The sequence below is a fragment of the Streptomyces sp. NPDC107517 genome (genome assembly GCF_055582645.1).
The window spans coordinates 191303-210213 of the sequence record NZ_JBVJPM010000003.1; the positions used below are offsets into that span (position 1 = coordinate 191303).

Consider the following 18911-nt stretch of genomic DNA (forward strand, 5'->3'; position numbering starts at 1 on the left):
GTGCGCGGGAAAGTGCCGGGCCGAAAGGCCGTTCAGGATTCCGCGGCCTCCGGGCAGCTGAACAGATAAGCCCACGAACAGCAGGCCAACACACCGTGCCGGCAGCCAAAGTCCACGCACCGGGACTACGTCACCGGCGGTGGCAGGGACAGCACACGGCATCCGCCCTCGGGCGACACCGTGGAAGTGACACGCGCCCGTGAAGGCTCTCAGCCGTGTCGGGCGGGCGGGGCGGGCAGGGCAGGACGGTGGCGTTCCGCGCCGGTCTCCGGACTGCGGTTATCGGGGCAGGGTTTGGGTCACGCGCCACAGGCGGCGGGGGAGGGCGCCCTCCTCGAAAGCGTGGACCTCCTTCAGGTGCCAGCCGTCCGCCACGGTGTCGACCAGGGTGCGGGGGAAGAAGTGCACTGCGAAACCGGCGTGTTCATAGATGTCGTCGCCATGGGGCGTGCCGGTGCCGTAGTGGGCGTCGTCCGTGTGGCGGACCGTGTAGACGAAGGTGCCGCCCGGTCGCAGTACCCGGCCGATCTCGGCGACCAGGGCGTGGATCTCCTCCGTCGACAGGGCCATGCACAGCAGCATGTGCGCGAAGACCGCGTCGACGGAGTCGTCCGCGAGCGGTAGTGGTTCACGCACGTCGTGCACCACGGTGGTCACCCTCTCGGCCACCCCCTGGGACCGGGCCGCGTCCTGGAGTTGGCCCAGCCCCTCGGGGCTGAAGTCGGCGGCCTGGACCGTGAAACCTTCGCGGGCGAAGTACAGGGCGTCTCGGCCGTGTCCAGCACCCAGCTCCAGCACCTTCTCGGCCCCGGCCGCACGGAACACCTCGGCCGCGTGCGCGGCAGGCGCGGAGGGCTGTTCGCCGTACATGCCCGGGTGGGCGGTGTACGTGTGCTGCCAGTGGTGCTGTTGCACGGTGGCGAGTTCGTGGTCGTGTCCGTGGTCGTCGTCGTGATCGTGATCGTCGTCGTGATCGTGATCGTCGTCGTGATCGTGGTCGTGGTGCATGCCCGTCCTTGTGTCACGTCCGTGTCCGTTGCGCCCGGTGGCGGGGGCTTCGGACGACCGATCCTGGCATGCCGTGGTCATGCCGGGGGTCACTCCCCGGCGGGGCGGCCGGTCGTGAGCAGTTCCAGTGCCTCCTCCCAGCGGAACGGCGCGGCACCGCCTTCGGGCTTCGGCTGGTGAGGTGCGTGCGAACCGATCAGGATGCCCATGCCGCGCAACCGGTCCAGGCTCTGGCCGTACGCGGGGTGGGCGGCCTGGGCGGCATTGAGGCACGGCAGGACGGCGGTGGGGATGCCCAGGCCGTACGCCTCGCACAGGATGCCCAGCGCCAGGGTGTCGGAGATGCCTGCCGCCCACTTGTTGATCGTGTTGAAGGTGGCCGGCGCGACCGCGATCGCGTCGGCGGGCGGCAGCGGGCGCGGGTCACCGGGGGCGCGCCAGGCCGAGCGGATCGGATAGCCGGTCTGCGCCTCGACCGCCTCGGCGTCTATGAAGCCGAGGCCCTGCGGGGTGGCCACGACACCCACATCCCAGTTCGCCTCCTGAGCGGCCGTGATCAGCTTGCCGACTTCGCCGGCAATGCCGGACGCGCACACAACGACGTACAGGAAAGGGTTCTTGGGCTGTCGGACTGGCGGGTGCGGGTGGTGGACTGGTTGGTCACTCACTCGGGGCCTCCCGGTTCGCGGCTCAGGCAGTGCCGTTCGGGCAGCGTACGGCTGTGGGCTCGGCGGCTCGGCGGCTCGGATCATCGCTGCGTGCATTCTGTCGGCCGCCGCGTGGGTCGGGGTGATGTCGATGTCCGTGAACCACGGCCGGATACGGTCGAACCGTCCGCGCTCTGCCCTTGAGCGAGTACCGGGGGCAGCTGCCAGACCATCTCCTCAGCTCCCAACTCGCCGCTGCCACCAGGGCCTTTCGTCTGGATCAGGCTGGACCAGGGCGCGGTGCCGGGGCCCGGTGCCAGGGCCCGGTGCCAGGCCTCGCGGGCCCGGCATGATCCGTACGAGAGTCCCTAGGCCGTGAGTTCGCCGCTGAGCTTCTCGTGGATCCGGGCGCTGGGCTGGTTCAGGCCGGTGATCTCCACGGTCTTGCCGCGCTGCTCGTACTTCGTCTCGATCGCGTCGAGGGCGGCCACGGAGGAGGCGTCCCAGATGTGGGCGGCGCTCAGATCGATGACGACCTTGTCGGGGTCGGTGGCGTAGTTGAAGCGGCCGACGAGGTCGTTGGAGGAGGCGAAGAACAGCTCGCCGGTGACGCGGTACACGACACTCGCGTTGTCGGGGTCGGTGACCGCGGTGACCTCGGCGAAGTGGGCGACTCGCTTCGCGAAGACGACCATCGCGGTGATCGTGCCGACCACGACGCCGATGGCGAGGTTGTGGGTGCTGACCACGCACACGACGGTGATCACCATGACGGCGATCTCGCCCGCGGGCATCCGCTTCAGCGTCCTGGGAGCGATGGAGTGCCAGTCGAACGTCGCGAAACACACCATGACCATCACCGCGACCAGCGCGGCCATCGGGATGTCGGACACGATCGGGCCGAAGACGATGCACAGCACCATCAGGAACGCGCCCGCCAGGAACGTGGACAGACGGGTTCGGGCGCCGGAGACCCGTACGTTGATCATCGTCTGGCCGATCATGGCGCAGCCGCCCATGCCGCCGAAGAAGCCGGTGACGATGTTGGCGATGCCCTGGCCGATGGACTCGCGGGTCTTGGAGGAGTGGGTGCCGGTGATCTCGTCGACGAGCTTGGCCGTCATCAGCGACTCCATCAGGCCGACCAGCGCCATGGCGAGTGCGTACGGGGCGATGGTGGTCAGCGTGTCCAGGGTGAAGGGCACGTCCGGCAGGCCCGGCACCGGCAGGGACGTGGGCAGGTCTCCCTTGTCGCCGACGGTCGGGACCGCGATCCCCGCGGCAACGGTGATGACGGTGAGGATGACGATCGACACCAGGGGCGCCGGGATCACCTTGGTGACCTTGGGGAAGAACACCATGAGCAGCAGGCCGCCCGCGATCAGCGGGTAGACCGGCCACGGCACGTCGTGCATCTCGGGGACCTGGGCCATGAAGACCAGGATGGCCAGGGAGTTCACGAAGCCGACCATCACGCTGCGCGGCACGAACCGCATCAGCTTCGCCACTCCGAGGGCGCCGAGAACGATCTGGAAGACGCCCGCCAGGATGACGGCGGCGACGAGATACCCGAAGCCGTGCTCGCGGTTGAGCGGGGCGATGACCAGGGCCACGGCGCCGGTCGCGGCCGAGATCATCGCCCGGCGCCCTCCGACGATCGCGATGGTCACTGCCATGGTGAAGGCCGCGAACAGACCGATCGCCGGATCGACCCCGGCGATGACCGAGAACGAGATCGCCTCCGGGATCAGGGCCAGGCCGACGACCAGGCCCGCGAGAATCTCGGTCCGCCAGACCTTCGGGTCGGACAGCCAGTCGGGCTTCAGACCACGCAGCCGGGCCACCGGGGACAGTGCGGCGGTGGACGGCGCGGACGCGGGCTGTGCGGACGCGGAGGACGGTGCGGGAGTGGACAAGGGAGGAAGAACCTGTCGTGCTCGGGCACGCCAGGCGTCATCTGGGGCGGCGTGCGTGAGGGCGCGGGAGGACGGGCGGCTTTCCGCGGCGTCCGCGAGCGGCGGACTGAAGTCACTGGCGGCGGGCATCGGCCGGAGGAGCTGGGTGCCGCTCCAGAGGCGGACTGTCAGTGAAGGGTCAGGGCGGGCAGGCGGCGGCGCTGAGCATCTTGGGCATCCGCTCGCTCGCTCTCTCCTGTCGGCATCGGCCTTCGGTCTTCGCCGGGGGCGTCATCGGCCCCGACACGGCAGAAGGTGCGGGACGTGGCCCACACCTGGAACCAGTAATTCTACCCAGGGGCGCAGGCGACGAGGACAAGAAGATCGGCAAGGCCGGCGCGCGGACCGAGCCCCTCCCTCGCCCGGAGGGCCCTAAGCCCGCCACCCCCCGGCGGCCGCCCGGCCCTGCGGGCCATGTCCCGTCACAGCGGCGATCACAGCGGAAAGCGCCGAGGTCACGACCAGGCTCCCCACCATGACGAGCCCCACGCCGATCACGAAGAGGCCGCTCGCGTCGTCCGACCAGTCGTAGTACGCGGCCACGGTGAGACCGGCCGTGGGGCCGAGCACCGCGGCCGCCGTGCAGCGCCGGGATGCCGCCCAGTACACCGGTGGCAGCAGGGTCAGTACGAGGCCGATCACCTGCCACGCCTCGTACGGGCCGGTCGTCGAGCCGTCGGGGTGCACGTCACGTTGCTGGTCCCAGCCCAGCCAGCACGCCCACGCCGCCAGTGCCGCCGCGGCCAGCGCGATGACCGCCAACAGCTGAAACGTTCGCTTCGGCAGTCGCTCATTCGTATCCATGGGCCAAGGGTTTCGGCCCTCGCCATGACCGCCCAGAGCGCTGGTACTCACCTGTGACCGAGTACCGACTACCGAGTACCGACTACCGAGCAATCCGGCGCACGGCCACCCGTCCCCGAACCTCCCTGCCAGCCCCATCAGCCAGCCCCATCAGCCAGCTGACAGCTCCTGACAGTCCCTGTCAGCCGCCTGTCCGCCGTCTGCCGGCGGCGCTCGGCATCGTCGTAGTCACCGGGAACGACGACCGCAGAACCGGCAGCGGAACCGGCCAGCAGATCCGGCAGCGGAACCGACAGCGGAACCGACAGCAGAAGCGACAGGAAACAGGAAAAGGGGAGGGACAGGCGATGTCATACGCCATCCGGGCCGAAGGGCTCGTCAAGCGGTACGGGGACATGGTCGCGCTGGACGGTGTCGACCTGGAGGTGCCCGCCGGGAAGGTGATCGGTGTCCTCGGGCCGAACGGCGCCGGCAAGACCACCACCGTGCGGATCCTGTCCACGCTGATGCGGCCCGACGCCGGGCGCGCCACGGTCGGCGGGTTCGACGTGGTGAAGGACCCCGTACGGGTGCGGGGGCTGATCGGGCTCACGGGTCAGTACGCCTCCGTGGACGAGGGTCTGTCCGGGGTCGAGAACCTCGTACTTCTCGGGCGGCTGCTCGGACTTTCGCGGCGGGACGCCAGGGCGCGGGCCGCCGAACTGCTGGAGCAGTTCGAGCTCACCGATGCCGCCACCCGCCCCATCAGTACCTTCTCGGGAGGCATGCGCCGCAGGCTGGACCTCGCTGCGAGCCTCGTCGGGCGGCCGCAGGTGCTGTATCTGGACGAGCCGACCACCGGCCTCGACCCCCACGCCCGTCAGGAGGTCTGGGGCGTGGTGCGGCGCCTCGTCGCGGACGGCGCCACCGTGCTGCTCACCACGCAGTACCTGGAAGAGGCCGATCAACTCGCCGACGGAATCACCGTGTTCGACCACGGACGCGTCGTCGCCGAGGGCCGGCCGGACGAGCTGAAGCGGCGGGTCGGCGGCCAGACGCTCCAGGTCCGCCCGACCGCCCTCGCCGATCTCGGCCACGTCGGCCTGATCCTGGCCGAGCTGACCGGCACCACTCCCGTCCACGACACGAACACCGGCCTGCTCACCGTGCCCGTCGCCGATCCGATGCTCGTCTCCGCGCTCGTCCGACGGCTGGACGGCGCCGGGATCGCCGCCGACGAACTGGGCCTGCGCCTCCCCAGCCTGGACGAGGTCTTCCTCGCCCTGACCGGCCACGGCACGGCACCCACCACTCCCTCGATCGAGACCGACCCGACCACCCTTCCCGAGAGGAACGCGGCATGAGCACGAGCGTGAGCACCCACCCCGGCACCACCAGCCCCACCAACTGCGCGGAGACCCCGGCCGACGCGTCTCCCCTCCGCATCGGCCCCGCCCTTGCCGCCCGCCACGGCCTCTCCCTCGCCTGGCGCGGCATCGTGAAGATCCGCAAGGCTCCGGCGCAGCTCGTGGACGTGATCCTGACGCCGATCGTCTTCCTGCTGATGTTCGTCTACCTCTTCGGCGGCGCGATCGACGGCGGTGACGTCGACGGATACCTCCGCACGATCACGCCCGGCATCATGGTGATGACGGTCTTCCAGGCCTGCATCGTCGTGGGCGTCTCCCTCAACGCCGACGCGAGTACGGGCGTCTTCGACCGCTTCCGCAGCATGCCCATCGCCCGCTCCGCGCCGCTCGTCGGCGCCGTGCTCGCCGATGTCGTGCGCTATGCCGTCTGCCTCGTCACCCTCTTCACCCTGGCTACGGTGATGGGCTACCGCGTGGAGACCGGCCCGGCCGCCGCGCTCGCCGCGTTCGCCCTGCTGATCGCGTTCGGACTGTGCTTCTGCTGGATGTCGGTGTACGTCGGGATGCTCGTCAAGACGCCGGGTTCGGTGCAGGGCCTGATGACGGTCCTGGTCATCCCGCTCACGTTCGCCAGCAACGTGTTCGTCCCGTCGGGCACGATGCCGGGCTGGCTGCGGGCCTGGTCGGACATCAACCCGGTGAGCCTGATGGCGGGAGCGCTGCGCGGCCTGCTGAACGGCGGCGAGGTCGCGGGCCCGCTCCTCGGCAGCCTCGGCTGGATGGCCGGCGTGGTCGCCGTCTTCTTCCCTCTGGCCCTTCGCGCCTACCGCAGGAACGCCGCCTGAACCCGGCCACGTACCCGAAGAGGTACACAGCACCAGGATCAACACAGCACCCGTCACACCGACAGCGGCCGACCGGACTCCCCGGTCGGCCGCTGTCGTACGCCCCGGCCCCAGCCCTTGTCACCCGCCACCCGCCACCTGTCACCTGTCACCGGCCCCCGTCACCCCCGAGCCGCCCCAACGCCTCCTCCCGGGACAGCCCGGCCCCCTCCCCGTACGCCTCTCCGTACGCGCCCTCGCCCAGCCGCCCCACGAGCCGGGCCGTCAGTTCCCGCAGCTCCGGCTCACCCTCGTCGAAGGCGCCGCGGATCGCCTCGCTCATACCGAGCGCGGTGGCCGCTCCCGCCGGCTCGCCCTCCAGCAGCAGGAGCCGGGCGAGGAGTTCGGCCGCGCGCGCGATCTCCGTCATCTCGAACCGGGCGAGCAGCCCGCCCACCGCCCTCGGCAGCAGATCGCGCGCACGCGTGGCCGCGCCCTCGGCGAGCGCGTTCGCCATCCGGGATCCGGTGATCAGGTCGAGGGCCGTCTCCTCGGGCAGCGGCAGCCGGTGGACGAGAGCTTCGAGCTGGTCGAGGGTGCTCTCGGCCTCCGGCACGTCGCCCGAGCGGCGGTGCCATTCGGCGACGCTGAACAGGAGCTCTGCCTCCATGCGCCGGTAGCCACGCTCCTTGGCCTGCCGGCGCGCGGCGTGGAGGTCGCGCAGGGCGCCGTCCAGGTCGCCGGCGCGCATCCGTTCCGCGGTGAGGCGGGCACGGCTGTGGAAGAGGTCGTCCTCCGAGCCGAGTTCGCAGGAGATCGCGACCCCGCGCTCGAACGCGTCGACGGCCGCGGCGTGTTCACCCCGAAGGGAGTGGTCCCGGCCCACGGCGAGCAGCGCGAGCCCGAGGCCCCACCGGTCGCCCACCTCCTCGAAGCCGCGCAGCGCCGCCGCCCGCGAGTCCGCCCCCGCCCGCAGGTCACCTCGCTCGGTGTGGACGAAGTCCCGCGCCCAGTGCGCGCTCGCCCGCACCCACGGGTCCGGCCGGTCGAGCGACTGCCGCAGCAGACGTTCCCCCAGGTCGTCGTTGCCCGAGGAGAACGCGAGGAGCGGGATCCACAGCAGCAGCGAGGGGTGGAAGTCGAGCGCTCCGGCCGGTTCGCAGGCATCGATCAGGGACCGTACGGGGACGTCAGGGGCGGGGGAACTGCCCGCCATCAGCTGTACGACGCCGAGTGCGGCCCGCGCCCGGCCGGGCAGCTCGTCGCCGAACCGGAGGACGTCGGCGACCGCCGTCTCGAACTGGCTGCTCATCCCCCGGATTCCCCAGTACCAGAACAGGGCGCCGACGAAGCGGGCCGCCGTGGCCGCGTCCCCCTGGTCGACGGCCGCACGCAGCGCGGCGATCAGGTTGTCGTGCTCGGCGTCGAACACCGCGATGGAGCGCAGCTGTTCACGCGTACGCAGCGCGGGCTCATGCTCCTCGGCGAGCGCGAGGAAGTAGCCCCCGAAGCGCCCCCGCACACCACGGCCGTCCCCACCCTCGACGAGCCGCGTGGCCGCATACGCCCGTACGGTCTCCAGCATCCGATAGCGCGGCTCGTCATCCCCCGACTCATCTGACTCACCCGACGCCTCGACCAGGGACTTCTCGACGAGCGAGCCGACCACGTAGAGGACGTCGTCCACGGGCAGGTCCTCGTCCGCGCAGACGGCCTCCAGCGCGGCGAGGGTCGCGCCGCCGGGGAACACGGACAGCCTGCGCGCCAGTACGCGTTCGGGCTCCTCCAGGAGGTCCCAGCTCCACTCGACCATCGCGAGCAGTGTCCGCTGGCGCGGCAGCGCGGCCCTGCTCCCGGAGGTCAGCAGCCGGAACCGGTCGTCGAGGCGCCGCGCGATCTGGTCGACGCCCATCGAGCGCAGCTTGGCCGCCGCCAGCTCCAGCGCGAGCGGCATCCCGTCGAGGCGGCGGCAGATCTCCACGACGGCGTCCACGGTGGAGCCGTCGAGGGTGAATCCTGGCCGGATCCCGCCGGCCCTGTCGACGAAGAGGCGCACCGCGGCGGCGCCGGCCGCCTCGGCGGGATCCGGCGTCCCGGCGGGCACGTCGAGCGGCCCGAGGTGGCACAGCGCCTCGCCGGTGACGGCGAGGGCTTCCCTGCTGGTGGCGAGGATGCGCAGCTGCGGCAACTCCGCCAGGAGCCCGTACGCGAACTCGGCCGCGGCTTCGACGAGATGCTCGCAGTTGTCGAGGACGAGCAGCGCCTCACCGGCCCCGATCAGCTCGGCCACCCGCCCCGTCGGCGTGCTCTTCTGCGCCTGCCGCACGTCGGACACATGGAGGTCCCAGGAGCCGAGCGCGCCGAGTACGGCGTCGCCGAGCTGGTCGGGCGTGCCGACCCCGGCGAGCGGCACGAACCAGACCCGCCCGCGCCGGTACGCCTCCTGCCGGGTCACCGCCTCCACGGACAGCCTGGTCTTACCGGCGCCACCGGGCCCGACGAGCGTGACGAGACGGGACCCGGCGAGCAGCGCGGCAAGCCCTTCGAGCTCGCGGTCCCGGCCCACGAAGCTGGTGAGCGGCGCGGGAATCCTGCTCGGCGCCGCCTCGGGCCGGGCAGCGGGTTGCTCCAACTCGCCCCGCAGCAGAGCCAGATGGATCGCGCGCAGCTCCGCCGACGGGTCGACCCCGAGTTCCTCGCCGAGCCTGCCGCGCGTCTCCTCGTACACGGCCAGCGCGTCGGACTGGCGCCCCGCCGCGGCCAGCGCCCGCATCCGCAGCCCGGCCAGCCGCTCGCTCAACCGTCGCTCTCCACCCGCCACTTCGAGGTCGGCGAGCACCTCGGCGTGCCGCCCGAGCCGTAGCTCCGCGTCGAACCGGTCCTCGGCGGCCGCGGCCCGCACCTCGTCCATCCGCGAGGCGAACCCCCGCGCGAAAGGCGCCTCCAGTACGTCCGCCAGGGCGGCGCCCCGCCACAGTGCCAGCGCGCTCCCGAGCACCGTCGCCGCTTCGTCCACCCGCCCGGCGGCCAGTTCCCGCCTGCCCCGACCGGCGAGCTCCTCGAACCGGTACGCGTCCACGTCACCGGCCTCGACGGGCAGCCGGTAACCCCCGGGCACGGAGTCCACGGTGCCCGCCCCGCGCAGCGCCCTGCGCAGCCGGGACACCAGCGCCTGAAGGGCGTTGGCGGCGTCCGCCGGGGGCCGCTCGCCCCACAGACCGTCGACCAGCGCGTCCACGGACACCGGCCGCCCGGCCTCGACGGCCAGCCGGGCGAGCAGCATCCGCAGCCTGACTCCCCCTATGCCGACCGGCGTCGCGCCTTCGGCCGCGTAGGCCTGCACCGAACCCAGCAGAGCGACTCGCACAAGTCCCGCCTCCCCCATGTCCCGCCCCGGCCCGCGTGCGGAGAGGCCGGTGGCGTACAGATCTACCACGCGCCCGACCGCCCGCCCCGGGACGGGCGATTCCGTACGACTTCGGTACGCCTCTCGGGTGGGCGGGCCGTCGCGCCCGTTTCCCCCGGCACCCGACGGCCGTTGCTGGAGGCATGATCTCCACACGACGTGTTCTCGCCGCGGTCGCTCTGGCCGCCGGCGCCTCCGCTCTCGCCATGCCCGCGGCCGAGGCCGCTCCCGTTGGCCCCCTCGGCAACATGGAGCCGATCAGCCTCAACGACCTCACCACCAGCGGCATTCCGGCCGAGCACAGGGCCGAGATCCCCACGGTGAACGAGCAGCTCGGCGGCCTGAACCGGCTGAACGAGCTGCACCAGGTCACCGACCTGGTGGCCCCGGTGACGGGGCTTCTGCCGTCGGTGAGCTAGCGAAGCGGGCAAGCAGAGGAAGCCGGTAAGCAGAGAACGGGCACGGAAAAGCGGGGGCAACCGGACACCGGTTGCCCCCGCTTTCGTGGCTACTACTTGTTGCCCACGCCGTTGCCCGACAGGATCGGGAAGTCATCCAGGATGTGCGACAGCGGCTCGTCGCCCTTGGCCTGCGTGGAGTTCTCGACGCACTGCTGGTTCTGCGGGGACGACAGGACCGAGATGTCATGGACGCCGACCGGCACGACGCCGGCCAGCGAGCTGACGTTGGCCTTCGCCGGCAGAGCGATACAGGGCTTGTTCAGCGAGCCCTGGACGAGCCCGAGCTGCGGGCTCATGTCGCCGCGCGTCGCGGAGTTGCCGTACACCTGCGAGGCGCCGTTGCCACTGTTCGACGTGGTGCCCGAGTCGTCCCCGATGGCGAGGGCCTGGGGGGCGGCGACTGCCGACATACCAGCGACGGAGGCAGCGATGGCCGCGGTTGCCCACAGCTTCTTCATGGTGAATCCCTTCAATCGGCGGGCTCCGGTCACGGAGCCGCATGGTCATCAACTGAGCCGGGCTGATGCGGTTTCGCGGTGCAACCCGATTGGCCCAGCGCCCTCACGGTCAGGAACAGGCCAGCGAGGTCCCGCGCACCGCCGTTTCGACCCCGATGCGGGGGGCGGACGGCTGCACGGTGGAGTCGCGAGAGGGTGAGGGTCCGGTCCTGGTGGAGCGCGGCGAACGTCTTCTTCGCCGCCTTCTTGTCCCACCGCAGCGTCGTGCCGACGCCTTCGATGACCGGGTTGAACCCGGCGATGGGTACGACGGTGAACTCGGTCTGCGAAGCGGGCAGCCGGCTCAGATCGGTGCCGCGGGAGACGAGCTCCTCCGGCGTGAACCCCTGGTCGGTCTTCGTGGCGCCGAGCACCGTCCGCGCCAGGCCGATCGCCCTGCCCGGATCGGCGAGGATCCCGGCGGTGGCGACTCCGTGCATGACGCTGATCAGGAAACGGTGCTGGCGCTGGATCCGCCCCAGGTCGGCGCTTGCGTCCACATGGCGCGAGCGGACGTACTGCAAGGCCTGACCGCCCCCGAGGCGGTGCCGGCCGGGCCGGAGGTCGAGCTTGGCGGCCGAGTCGGACAGCCGCCCGGAGGTGCAGACGTCCACCCCCTCGACCGCGTTCACGCTGTCGATGAACCGCCTGAAGTCGATGTGCAGACAGTGGTCGACCCTGAGGTGCGTCATGGCCTCCACCGTGCGGACCGAGAAAGGGGGACCGCCCTCCGCGAACGCCGCGTTGATCTTCGCGGGGTGGGCGGAGAACCGCTCCCCGGGTCCCGGTGCGTGGGGATCTGCGCCAACGAGTCCCTGGGAAGGCTGACCACGCTGACCTGGTCCCGGCGCTGCGAGACATGGATCAGCATCAGCGAATCGGTGCAGCCGCAGGCGACGCCACCGGCGTGGAACTTCTTCGTCTCCTCGCTCGAAATGGTGTACCGGCCATCCGTCCCCATGAGCAGAATATTGGGTGCCGGCCCCTCGGCAGGCCGGTTCACGGAGCCGCTGAACGCATCGACCCGCTGAATCCCGTCCGGCAGCGCGGAAACGGAATTACCCGCCGTGGAAACGGCCCTGGAAACCGCCGCAGCGAGAAGTACGCTCAGGTCTGCCGCGCACAGGCAGACATTTCCCCGACGACTGATGCGTGAACGGCGTTTCGTCACCTGATTCGCTCCACAGCCGAGGGACAGATCTGATGGCACCGTATGCCAGCCGAATACCTCGAACGGTGACCGCCCCGCGCGCCGCCGGGAAGTAACTCTTTCGCTCTAAAGGCAACTGTTTCGATTTCCCAGGAAGATGGAACAGGAAGCCAGAGATCGCCCCGAGGAAGGCGAAGTGTCGTGCCGGAGAACAAGAACCACCGACCGTCCAAGGGCTTTATTCCGCAGAGCCGGGAGTCGCCCGAATGCCGGATCGACGAGCCCCTTTACGGGGCGCTGTTCGACAGCTGGAGGCAGCGGGGCAGAACGCTTCCCGGGCAGCCTGACCGGGAGTGGGACGAGATCGCCACCCGGGACATCTGGCCCCGCGACGGCCAGGGCCGTTGGGCCGCCGGACAGGCGGACGACCCAACGGAATGACACCGCGGCTCAGCGGTTGCGGGCGCCGTTCCCGGACAGGATCGGGAAGTCGTCCAGGATGTGCGACAGCGGCTCGTCGCCCTTGGCCTGCGTGGAGTTCTCCGCACACTGCTGGTTCTGCGGGGACGACAGGACAGGGATGTCATGGACGCCGACGGGTACGACGCCGAGGACCCCACCTGCGTTGGCCTTGGCCGGCAGAGCGATACAAGGCTTGTTCAGCGAGCCCTGGATGAGCGCCATCTGCGGGCTCATCTTGCCGTACGTGGCGGAGTTGCCGTAGACCTGCTCGGCAGCGTTGCCGCTGTTCGACGTGGTGCCGCCGTCGTTGCCGATCGCCAGCGCCTGGGGGGCTGCGACCGCCGAGATGCCGGCGACCGAGGCGGCGACTGCGGCAGCCGCCATGACCTTCTTCATCATCATGAATTCCCTTCTCGCTGCCCCCGACCGGGAGCTCCATGCCCAACTCGGATTTGCACGCATGGTTGTCCGGGTTCACTCAGACGGGTCCACCCAGGCGCCACCGAATAAATGACTATCGGCCGATCGCTCTCTGCGCGTGCGGCCCGACCGAGTGAAGCGCCGCAACCATTTCGGCCGCGACCCTGTTGTCCGGGCAGCATTAACTGGCGTCTGCGCGAAAAGGAACTGGAAATGCTTAAGAAGGCAATGGCAGCGGCCGCGGTCACCGTTTCGGTCGTCGGCATCTCGGCTGCGGCCGCCCCTCAGGCGCTGGCCATCGGCGACGGCGGCGGCACGACGTCGAACAGCGGCAATGGTGCCAAGCAGGTCTACGGCAACTCCGCCACGTACGGCAAGATGAGCCCGCAGCTCGGCCTGGTCCAGGGCTCGCTGAACAAGCCTTGTATCGCTCTGCCGGCCAAGGCCAACGCAGGTGGGGTCCTCGGCGTCGTACCGGTCGGCGTCCATGACATCCCTGTCCTGTCGTCCCCGCAGAACCAGCAGTGTGCGGAGAACTCCACGCAGGCCAAGGGCGACGAGCCGCTGTCGCACATCCTGGACGACTTCCCGATCCTGTCCGGGAACGGCGCCCGCAACCGCTGATCCACCCGCCCCGGGAACCCGGGCCGCCCGCCTCCTCAGGCGCGGCGGCCCGGTTTTCGTTGCCTCGGGGCGATTCCGGGCGCTTCTTTAACGCGGACGGCTCAGTTCCCTTCCGCGTCACGGCTCGTTTTCACACCGAGGTGATGACCTCAGTTCGTGAACGACGAGAGAAGGGTAAGAGAGTGAATTTCAAGAAGAGCGCGACGATGCTCGTCGGCGCTGTGCTGGCCCTGGGCATGGCCGCTCCGGCGTTCGCCGACGCCGGTGCCGAGAGTGCCGCGATCGGTTCGCCGGGTGTCCTGTCCGGCAACGTGGTTCAGGTCCCGATCCACATCCCGATCAACCTGTGCGGCAACAGCGTCAACCTGATCGCCGCGCTCAACCCGACGCTCGGCAACGCCTGCGTCAACGACGACTGATTCAACGCCCCGGCCGTCGGGCCGCGGCTCCAGCCGGCCTTGGACGCGTATCGCACTCCTAGGCCGGCTTTCATCTGCGAGCAGGAAGACAACTTGATGCGACAGGCCCTGAACTTGGGAATGGTCGCGGCTGCGGCCGCGACGAGCATTCTGTCCCTGCCGGGCTCCAGTGCGTTCGCCGCGTCGGGCGCAGACGGGCAGGCAGCGGGCTCCCCCGGCATTCTGTCGGGCAACACGATCCAGGCCCCCCTGGACGTCCCGGTGAACGCGTGCGGCAACACGGTCGACGTCGCCGCCGCGCTCAATCCGACCTTCGGCAACTCCTGTGCGAACCACGAGCGTTCGCAGCACGCTTCCCCTCGCGGAAGCGGCTCCGACCGGGCCGCCGGCGGTGCGGCCCACGGTACGGAGGACGACGGGTACGGCGACGGCGAGGACGAGATGTCCCGGGGCGGTGCCCACGCCGAAAGCGACACACAGGGGTCGCCCGGCATCCTGTCGGGCAACTCCGTACAGGCCCCCCTGGACACTCCCGTGAACGTGTGCGGGAACTCCGGGAACGCGGCCGGTGCGGCCAACCCCGCGATGGGCAACCGCTGCTCCTCCGGAGTGGCCACCCCGGAGGAGATCTCCGAGGTGCCTCCGCCGCCCGCGCGTTCCGTCGAGCCTCCGGCCCGGGTACAGCCGCCGGCGACGCAGCGTCTAACTCCCCCGGACGTGAAGGCGCCCGTGCCGCTCGCCCATGTCACGGGCGAGCGCACTGAGTTGGCGGAGACCGGGACGGATCAGGATCTGCTGGCCGCCGCGGCGGCGAGTGCGGGACTGCTGATCGGCGGCGGGATCCTCTACCGGCGGGGACGTACCGTCGCCCGGTGACGTGATCGCCGCACGCCAAGCCGGGAAGAGCCGACGTTCACGCTCTTCCCGGCCGGCGGACAGGGCCGTTCAATCGCTGGCTGCCAACCCACGGCGTAATCGCCGACGGCTGATGGGGAAGGCAGCCGGGCCCGTCTTACAACCGGGCCAGTCCACTTACAACCGGGCCAGTCCACCACCGGCCGGCCCCCGCCGAGGAACCGATTCACCCGTTCGCCCGCACCGTCACTCCAAAGGACGCCACAGGCGCGAACGCACCCGCGGCGGTCCCGGTCACCTGTCCGACCGTTCAGCGGTCGGCCGTCGCCGGCGGGCGTGCGCCGACCTGCCGCCCGGCTGTGTGAGGCCGCCCGAGGGGCGCCCGCCGCGCAGTCGCCGCCGTCATCAGGCCCGCGAGGAACACCCCTGGCCTGCGGGACTCGGACCCGGAGCCGACGCGGGGCATCGCCTGGGCGTCCGTGCCGAGTCCGGCCCGCAGTGCGGGCGCGAGCATCCCCGTGCGGCCGTGGGCCGTCCGGGAACCCGGTCGCCGCGAAGACGTGATCCGTCTCGAACGGCGGCACGCCCGCGCCGGACCAGGAGGTGGTGGGTGAGGAGTTCCTCCGGCAGCCGGCTCACCGCAATGGCTCCCCGTCGTCCATGGGAATGAGGACGGCCGCTCCGGCGACGCTCGCCGAGACCCGGCGCGGTGTGGCGCCGCTCTCCTCCAGGGAAGCATCCGGGCCCGGCGGCGGGTACTCCCCGCGGGCGACGCCGATGTCGAACACGTGGGGGGATTCCGTCCTGGTGATAACCCGAACGGGCGACGAGAGAGGCGTGCGGGCGGGTCCCCGGTTGGCGGAACACCCATTCGTGTGACTGAGTGTCAGCAATGAAGGAAGTGCGGCACGAGGAGTAGCCATGTCCCCACAACGCCGAAGGACCATGAGCCGGCGCATCCCCTTGATGACGGCCGGGATCTTCGCGTCAGCGGTGATCGGGGCCGGCTCCGTCTCCGCCGCCCCCGTCGAGACCCCCGCACCGGCACCGGCCGGCGAGCCCGCCCTGACGACGGCACCCGCGCCTTCGCCCACCCCCACAGGCGGCGTGACGGGTGCCCGGGCGGACACCTCGACGTTCCCCGCGTTCGGCGCCTACCTCGACTACGGGCCCAGGGGCGTGCAGCGCATGGGGCGGCTCAGCAAGTGGCTCGGCGGCTCCGAACTGCGCGTCGGGCACACCTACCTGCCGGGCGACCGGTGGAGCAACATCGAGGGTGCCCCCGGGTTCCTGGAGGACTGGGCGCAGTGGCGGCGCGAGCGGGCCGACCGGATCTTCGTGCTCAACGTGCCGATGATGGAACGCAACGAGGAGCACGTCTCCGACGCGGAGGTCCGCTCGCTCCTCGCGCAGGGCGCGGCCGGCGACTTCGACGAGCACTTCCGGCGCCTCGCCCAGCGCCTCGTCGACCTCAAGGTCCCGGACACGGTGCTCGTGCCCGGCTGGGAGATGAACGGGGATTCGTACACGCACCGGTGCGGGCCCGACCCGGAGGCCTGGAAGACGTACTGGAAGCGGATCGTCACGGCGATGCGGTCGGTGCCGGGGCAGAAGTTCCGCTTCGACTTCACGCCGAGCCGCGGCCTCGACGCCGTGCCCTGGACCAAGTGCTACCCGGGCGACGACGTCGTCGATGTGATCGGCATGGACTCGTACGACCAGCCCGAGGGCAAGTCGTTCTCCGAGCAGGTCTCGGAGCCGTACGGGCTTCAGGAGCACGTCGACTTCGCCAAGGCGCACCACAAGGTCATCTCGTACCCGGAGTGGGGCCTGTTCCGTAACGGGGACAACCCGGAGTACATGCGGCGCATGATCGAGTGGATCGACCGGTACAAGCCTCTCTACAACACGATCACGGACTACTGCCCGCACGGTGTCTGGCAGTGCGACGACAACCCCCAGTCGTCGCTGGTCTACCGCTCGATGCTCTCCGGCCGCCTGGATCCGTCGGTGCCGTCGGTGCCCAAGCCGACCCAGCCCACGCAGCCGACAACGCCCGAGACACCCCAGACACCGCAGACGCCCCAGAAGCCGCCGGTCACGCCTCCGGTGACCCCGCCCGACTGCGCACCGCTCGGCCTCGGCGACTGGGTGGACTACTGGCTCGACGGGAGGCTGTGCCTGCGGTTCGACTGGTGGTCGCGGCGCTCCTGACGCGCCGGAGTCCCGGCCGGTGGCGACGGTCGTCACGACGTGTCGCCGCCCCGGGCCCGCCACGCGTGCAGCGCCTTCTTGCCCAGGCGGCGCGCCGTCACGTCGCCGACGGCGAGGGCAAGACCCGCCGACGTGCCGGGGCGGGCCAGCACGAAACGCTGGTTGACGACGCTGTGCGGGCGCCAGTGACGCTTGTAGGGCTCGTCGCCGCGCAGCAGGCTCAGCGATCCGGACGCGCGGTCCCGGGCGTGCTCGCTGCACGAGCGCAGCAGCATCGTGGCGACGTCCGCCTTGCGTTCGCGCAGGTCCGGATGGGCGCCGTACAGATATCCCCCGGTCAGGCGCGGGGACAGCAGCGTCAGGTCGGCGGCGAGGACCGTTCCGTCGATACGGAACTCGGTCACGACCGCGTCGCCCGACCTGGCCATCAGGGAGACCGAGCGGGTGAGGTGCTCGGAGAAGCGCGGCCTGAGGTGTTCCGTCGTCACCTTGCGCCTCTCCCACTGGAGTTGGTGGAGCTCGACCAGGCGACGCACCGAGCCGTCGACCTCGTCCGGCGGCACGACGCGGCGCTCGATCCCGAGGGCGTCCAGCTTGCGCACCTTGGCGCGGGCGCGCTGCGCGCGGGCCCGCGGCAGCCGGCCCACGATGTCGTCCATCGGTACGGGCGGCAGCTCCAGACAGAGGGAGTCGTCGAGGCGGCGCCTCGGCCCCGGCCACCACTCGTAGAGACGCTCGACGGCGCTCCCCGGGCGGGCCTCGCGAAAGTCGATCACGTGGGTTCGGGCGAGCCGCCACAGCGCGTCGCCCAGCGCGCGCACCCGGCCGCCCTCATCATCACCGTCATCGTCGACGAGGACGTCGCAGAAGTCGGAGATGCTCCCGCCCAGCGGCACCAGGACCGGCAGGGGCCGCCACCGCCGCGTCAGCGGCGCCGCGGCGACGAGCCGGCCTCCGTCCCGGACCAGGACCACGCACAGGCCGCGCCCGGACCCGTACGAGAGCCACCACGAGTGCAGCCAGGCGTGGCTCTGGAACGGGGTGGCGGTGCGCGAACTGCGGTACAGCGCCTCCCACTCGGGGCCCAGCGCGCCGAACCGGACGCCGTCGGTGCACACCTCGGCCGACAGGCCCCCGCCCCCGGGCCGCATCAGACGCTCCTGTGCAGGTCCGCGGCAGCCGCGGGCCCGGGGACGGTCGCCTCCGCCTCCGCCGGCTCGCGCCGGGGACGGACCAGCATCACGAGCCCGCCGAGGAGGCCGCCGGCGCAGGCGCCCACGAGCGCGGTCACCGTGGGGGACGCCGACGACGGCGCGGTGGGCTTCACCGCGCGCGAGAACTGGAGGAGCTTCACCTTGGTGCCGGTCTGCGTGCGGTTGGCGTCGGCGGTCAGCGCCCGCGCCACCGCGTTGGCCATGGCGGCGGCCTTGCCCGGCTGCGCGGACGTCGCCGACACCGCGACCATCGGCGCGTCGGGCGAGGTCTCGGCCCGCACGCTGTCCTGGAGCACCTTCACGGGTACGCCCGCCCGCGCCTGGGCGTCGCCGAGGACCGCGATCTGGGTGGCGACACGGCCGTAGGCCTGGGCGAACCCGAGCGCGGTCGACGGGTCGGAGTTCTCGTCCGGCACCGCGATCACATAGCTCGTGGCGGAGTACTGCGGCGTCTTCAGCACGCCGTACAGGCCGCCCGCGAGGCCGCCGAGGAGGACCCCGGCCACGATCAGCGACCACAGGGGAAGGCGCTTCACGCGGGCGGCCGTCCGGGCGAGGGGACCGGCCGGGCCGACCCGCCGGTGCGGAGCATCGGTCATCAC

At 71.1% G+C, this 18911-nt stretch carries 20 protein-coding genes; 8 read left to right on the plus strand and 12 right to left on the minus strand.

Features of this window, described 5'->3' with window-relative positions:
* Nucleotides 1–279: 279 nt before the first annotated feature.
* From ACZ67T_RS08645 to ACZ67T_RS08660, 4 genes are all read right to left on the minus strand, one after another.
* The gene (locus ACZ67T_RS08645) at nt 280–1008 is read right to left on the minus strand and encodes a class I SAM-dependent methyltransferase (protein WP_469982542.1); all 729 of its coding nucleotides are present in this window, start codon (nt 1006–1008) and stop codon (nt 280–282) included.
* Nucleotides 1009–1097: 89 nt separating this feature from the next.
* On the minus strand, nt 1098–1676 hold the full coding sequence (locus tag ACZ67T_RS08650; protein WP_469982543.1) for a flavoprotein: 579 nt from the start codon (nt 1674–1676) through the stop codon (nt 1098–1100).
* Between the two features lie 347 nt (nt 1677–2023).
* On the minus strand, nt 2024–3508 hold the full coding sequence (locus ACZ67T_RS08655) for a SulP family inorganic anion transporter (RefSeq protein WP_469983071.1): 1485 nt from the start codon (nt 3506–3508) through the stop codon (nt 2024–2026).
* A 474-nt stretch (nt 3509–3982) separates the two neighbouring features.
* On the minus strand, nt 3983–4414 hold the full coding sequence (locus ACZ67T_RS08660; protein ID WP_469982544.1) for a hypothetical protein: 432 nt from the start codon (nt 4412–4414) through the stop codon (nt 3983–3985).
* A gap of 347 nt (nt 4415–4761) precedes the next feature.
* Here ACZ67T_RS08660 and ACZ67T_RS08665 point away from each other — a divergent pair, with 347 nt between their 5' ends.
* Nucleotides 4762–5757 (plus strand): ATP-binding cassette domain-containing protein, encoded by a 996-nt coding sequence (locus ACZ67T_RS08665; protein ID WP_469982546.1) that lies wholly within the window; start codon nt 4762–4764, stop codon nt 5755–5757.
* Complete coding sequence (locus tag ACZ67T_RS08670) at nt 5754–6608, plus strand: ABC transporter permease (protein WP_469982548.1); 855 nt, start codon at nt 5754–5756, stop codon at nt 6606–6608. The genes ACZ67T_RS08665 and ACZ67T_RS08670 overlap by 4 nt, the downstream gene beginning before the upstream one ends.
* A 148-nt stretch (nt 6609–6756) precedes the next feature.
* Here the strand turns inward: ACZ67T_RS08670 and ACZ67T_RS08675 are convergent, their stop codons facing one another.
* Complete coding sequence (locus ACZ67T_RS08675) at nt 6757–9954, minus strand: AfsR/SARP family transcriptional regulator (protein ID WP_469982549.1); 3198 nt, start codon at nt 9952–9954, stop codon at nt 6757–6759.
* A 182-nt stretch (nt 9955–10136) separates the two neighbouring features.
* Here ACZ67T_RS08675 and ACZ67T_RS08680 point away from each other — a divergent pair, with 182 nt between their 5' ends.
* Nucleotides 10137–10412: a hypothetical protein gene (locus ACZ67T_RS08680; protein ID WP_469982551.1), complete on the plus strand. Its 276-nt coding sequence runs from the start codon at nt 10137–10139 to the stop codon at nt 10410–10412.
* A 92-nt stretch (nt 10413–10504) separates the two neighbouring features.
* Here the strand turns inward: ACZ67T_RS08680 and ACZ67T_RS08685 are convergent, their stop codons facing one another.
* The 3 genes from ACZ67T_RS08685 to ACZ67T_RS08695 are packed head-to-tail and all read right to left on the minus strand — an operon-like array spanning nt 10505 to nt 11912.
* Nucleotides 10505–10912, minus strand: a complete 408-nt coding sequence (locus ACZ67T_RS08685) for a rodlin (RefSeq protein ID WP_469982552.1) — start codon at nt 10910–10912, stop codon at nt 10505–10507.
* A gap of 29 nt (nt 10913–10941) precedes the next feature.
* Entirely contained in the window at nt 10942–11700 is a 759-nt protein-coding gene (locus ACZ67T_RS08690; RefSeq protein ID WP_469983072.1) for an LCP family protein, read from the minus strand.
* Nucleotides 11640–11912, minus strand: coding sequence for an LCP family glycopolymer transferase (locus tag ACZ67T_RS08695; RefSeq protein WP_469983074.1), 273 nt, complete (start codon nt 11910–11912; stop codon nt 11640–11642). The genes ACZ67T_RS08690 and ACZ67T_RS08695 overlap by 61 nt, the downstream gene beginning before the upstream one ends.
* Nucleotides 11913–12302: 390 nt before the next feature.
* Here ACZ67T_RS08695 and ACZ67T_RS08700 point away from each other — a divergent pair, with 390 nt between their 5' ends.
* Nucleotides 12303–12542 carry a hypothetical protein gene (locus ACZ67T_RS08700; protein ID WP_469982553.1) on the plus strand — a complete coding sequence of 80 codons (240 nt, stop codon included), beginning with the start codon at nt 12303–12305 and terminating at the stop codon, nt 12540–12542.
* A 9-nt stretch (nt 12543–12551) separates the two neighbouring features.
* On the opposite strand, the gene ACZ67T_RS08705 is transcribed toward ACZ67T_RS08700, so the two are convergent.
* Nucleotides 12552–12962 (minus strand): rodlin, encoded by a 411-nt coding sequence (locus tag ACZ67T_RS08705; RefSeq protein ID WP_469983075.1) that lies wholly within the window; start codon nt 12960–12962, stop codon nt 12552–12554.
* 234 nt (nt 12963–13196) lie between these two features.
* Here ACZ67T_RS08705 and ACZ67T_RS08710 point away from each other — a divergent pair, with 234 nt between their 5' ends.
* The 3 genes from ACZ67T_RS08710 (at nt 13197) to ACZ67T_RS08720 (ending at nt 14902) form a co-directional block, all read left to right on the plus strand.
* Entirely contained in the window at nt 13197–13607 is a 411-nt protein-coding gene (locus ACZ67T_RS08710) for a rodlin (protein WP_469982554.1), read from the plus strand.
* A 206-nt stretch (nt 13608–13813) separates the two neighbouring features.
* Nucleotides 13814–14026 (plus strand): chaplin, encoded by a 213-nt coding sequence (locus tag ACZ67T_RS08715; protein WP_469983077.1) that lies wholly within the window; start codon nt 13814–13816, stop codon nt 14024–14026.
* 96 nt (nt 14027–14122) lie between these two features.
* Nucleotides 14123–14902, plus strand: coding sequence for a chaplin (locus tag ACZ67T_RS08720; RefSeq protein WP_469982556.1), 780 nt, complete (start codon nt 14123–14125; stop codon nt 14900–14902).
* A gap of 614 nt (nt 14903–15516) precedes the next feature.
* Here ACZ67T_RS08720 and ACZ67T_RS08725 read toward each other — a convergent pair.
* Entirely contained in the window at nt 15517–15669 is a 153-nt protein-coding gene (locus tag ACZ67T_RS08725; protein WP_469982558.1) for a hypothetical protein, read from the minus strand.
* A 133-nt stretch (nt 15670–15802) separates the two neighbouring features.
* Between ACZ67T_RS08725 and ACZ67T_RS08730 the strand changes: the two genes are divergently transcribed.
* Entirely contained in the window at nt 15803–17095 is a 1293-nt protein-coding gene (locus tag ACZ67T_RS08730) for a glycoside hydrolase family 26 protein (RefSeq protein ID WP_469982560.1), read from the plus strand.
* Between the two features lie 32 nt (nt 17096–17127).
* Here ACZ67T_RS08730 and ACZ67T_RS08735 read toward each other — a convergent pair whose 3' ends face one another.
* Together ACZ67T_RS08735 and ACZ67T_RS08740 are read right to left on the minus strand one after the other, a co-directional pair.
* A complete protein-coding gene (locus ACZ67T_RS08735) occupies nt 17128–18246 on the minus strand; it encodes a GNAT family N-acetyltransferase (protein WP_469982562.1) in 1119 nt (372 codons plus the stop codon).
* On the minus strand, nt 18246–18908 hold the full coding sequence (locus ACZ67T_RS08740) for a YveK family protein (protein WP_469982564.1): 663 nt from the start codon (nt 18906–18908) through the stop codon (nt 18246–18248). The genes ACZ67T_RS08735 and ACZ67T_RS08740 overlap by 1 nt, the downstream gene beginning before the upstream one ends.
* Nucleotides 18909–18911 lie beyond the last annotated feature (3 nt).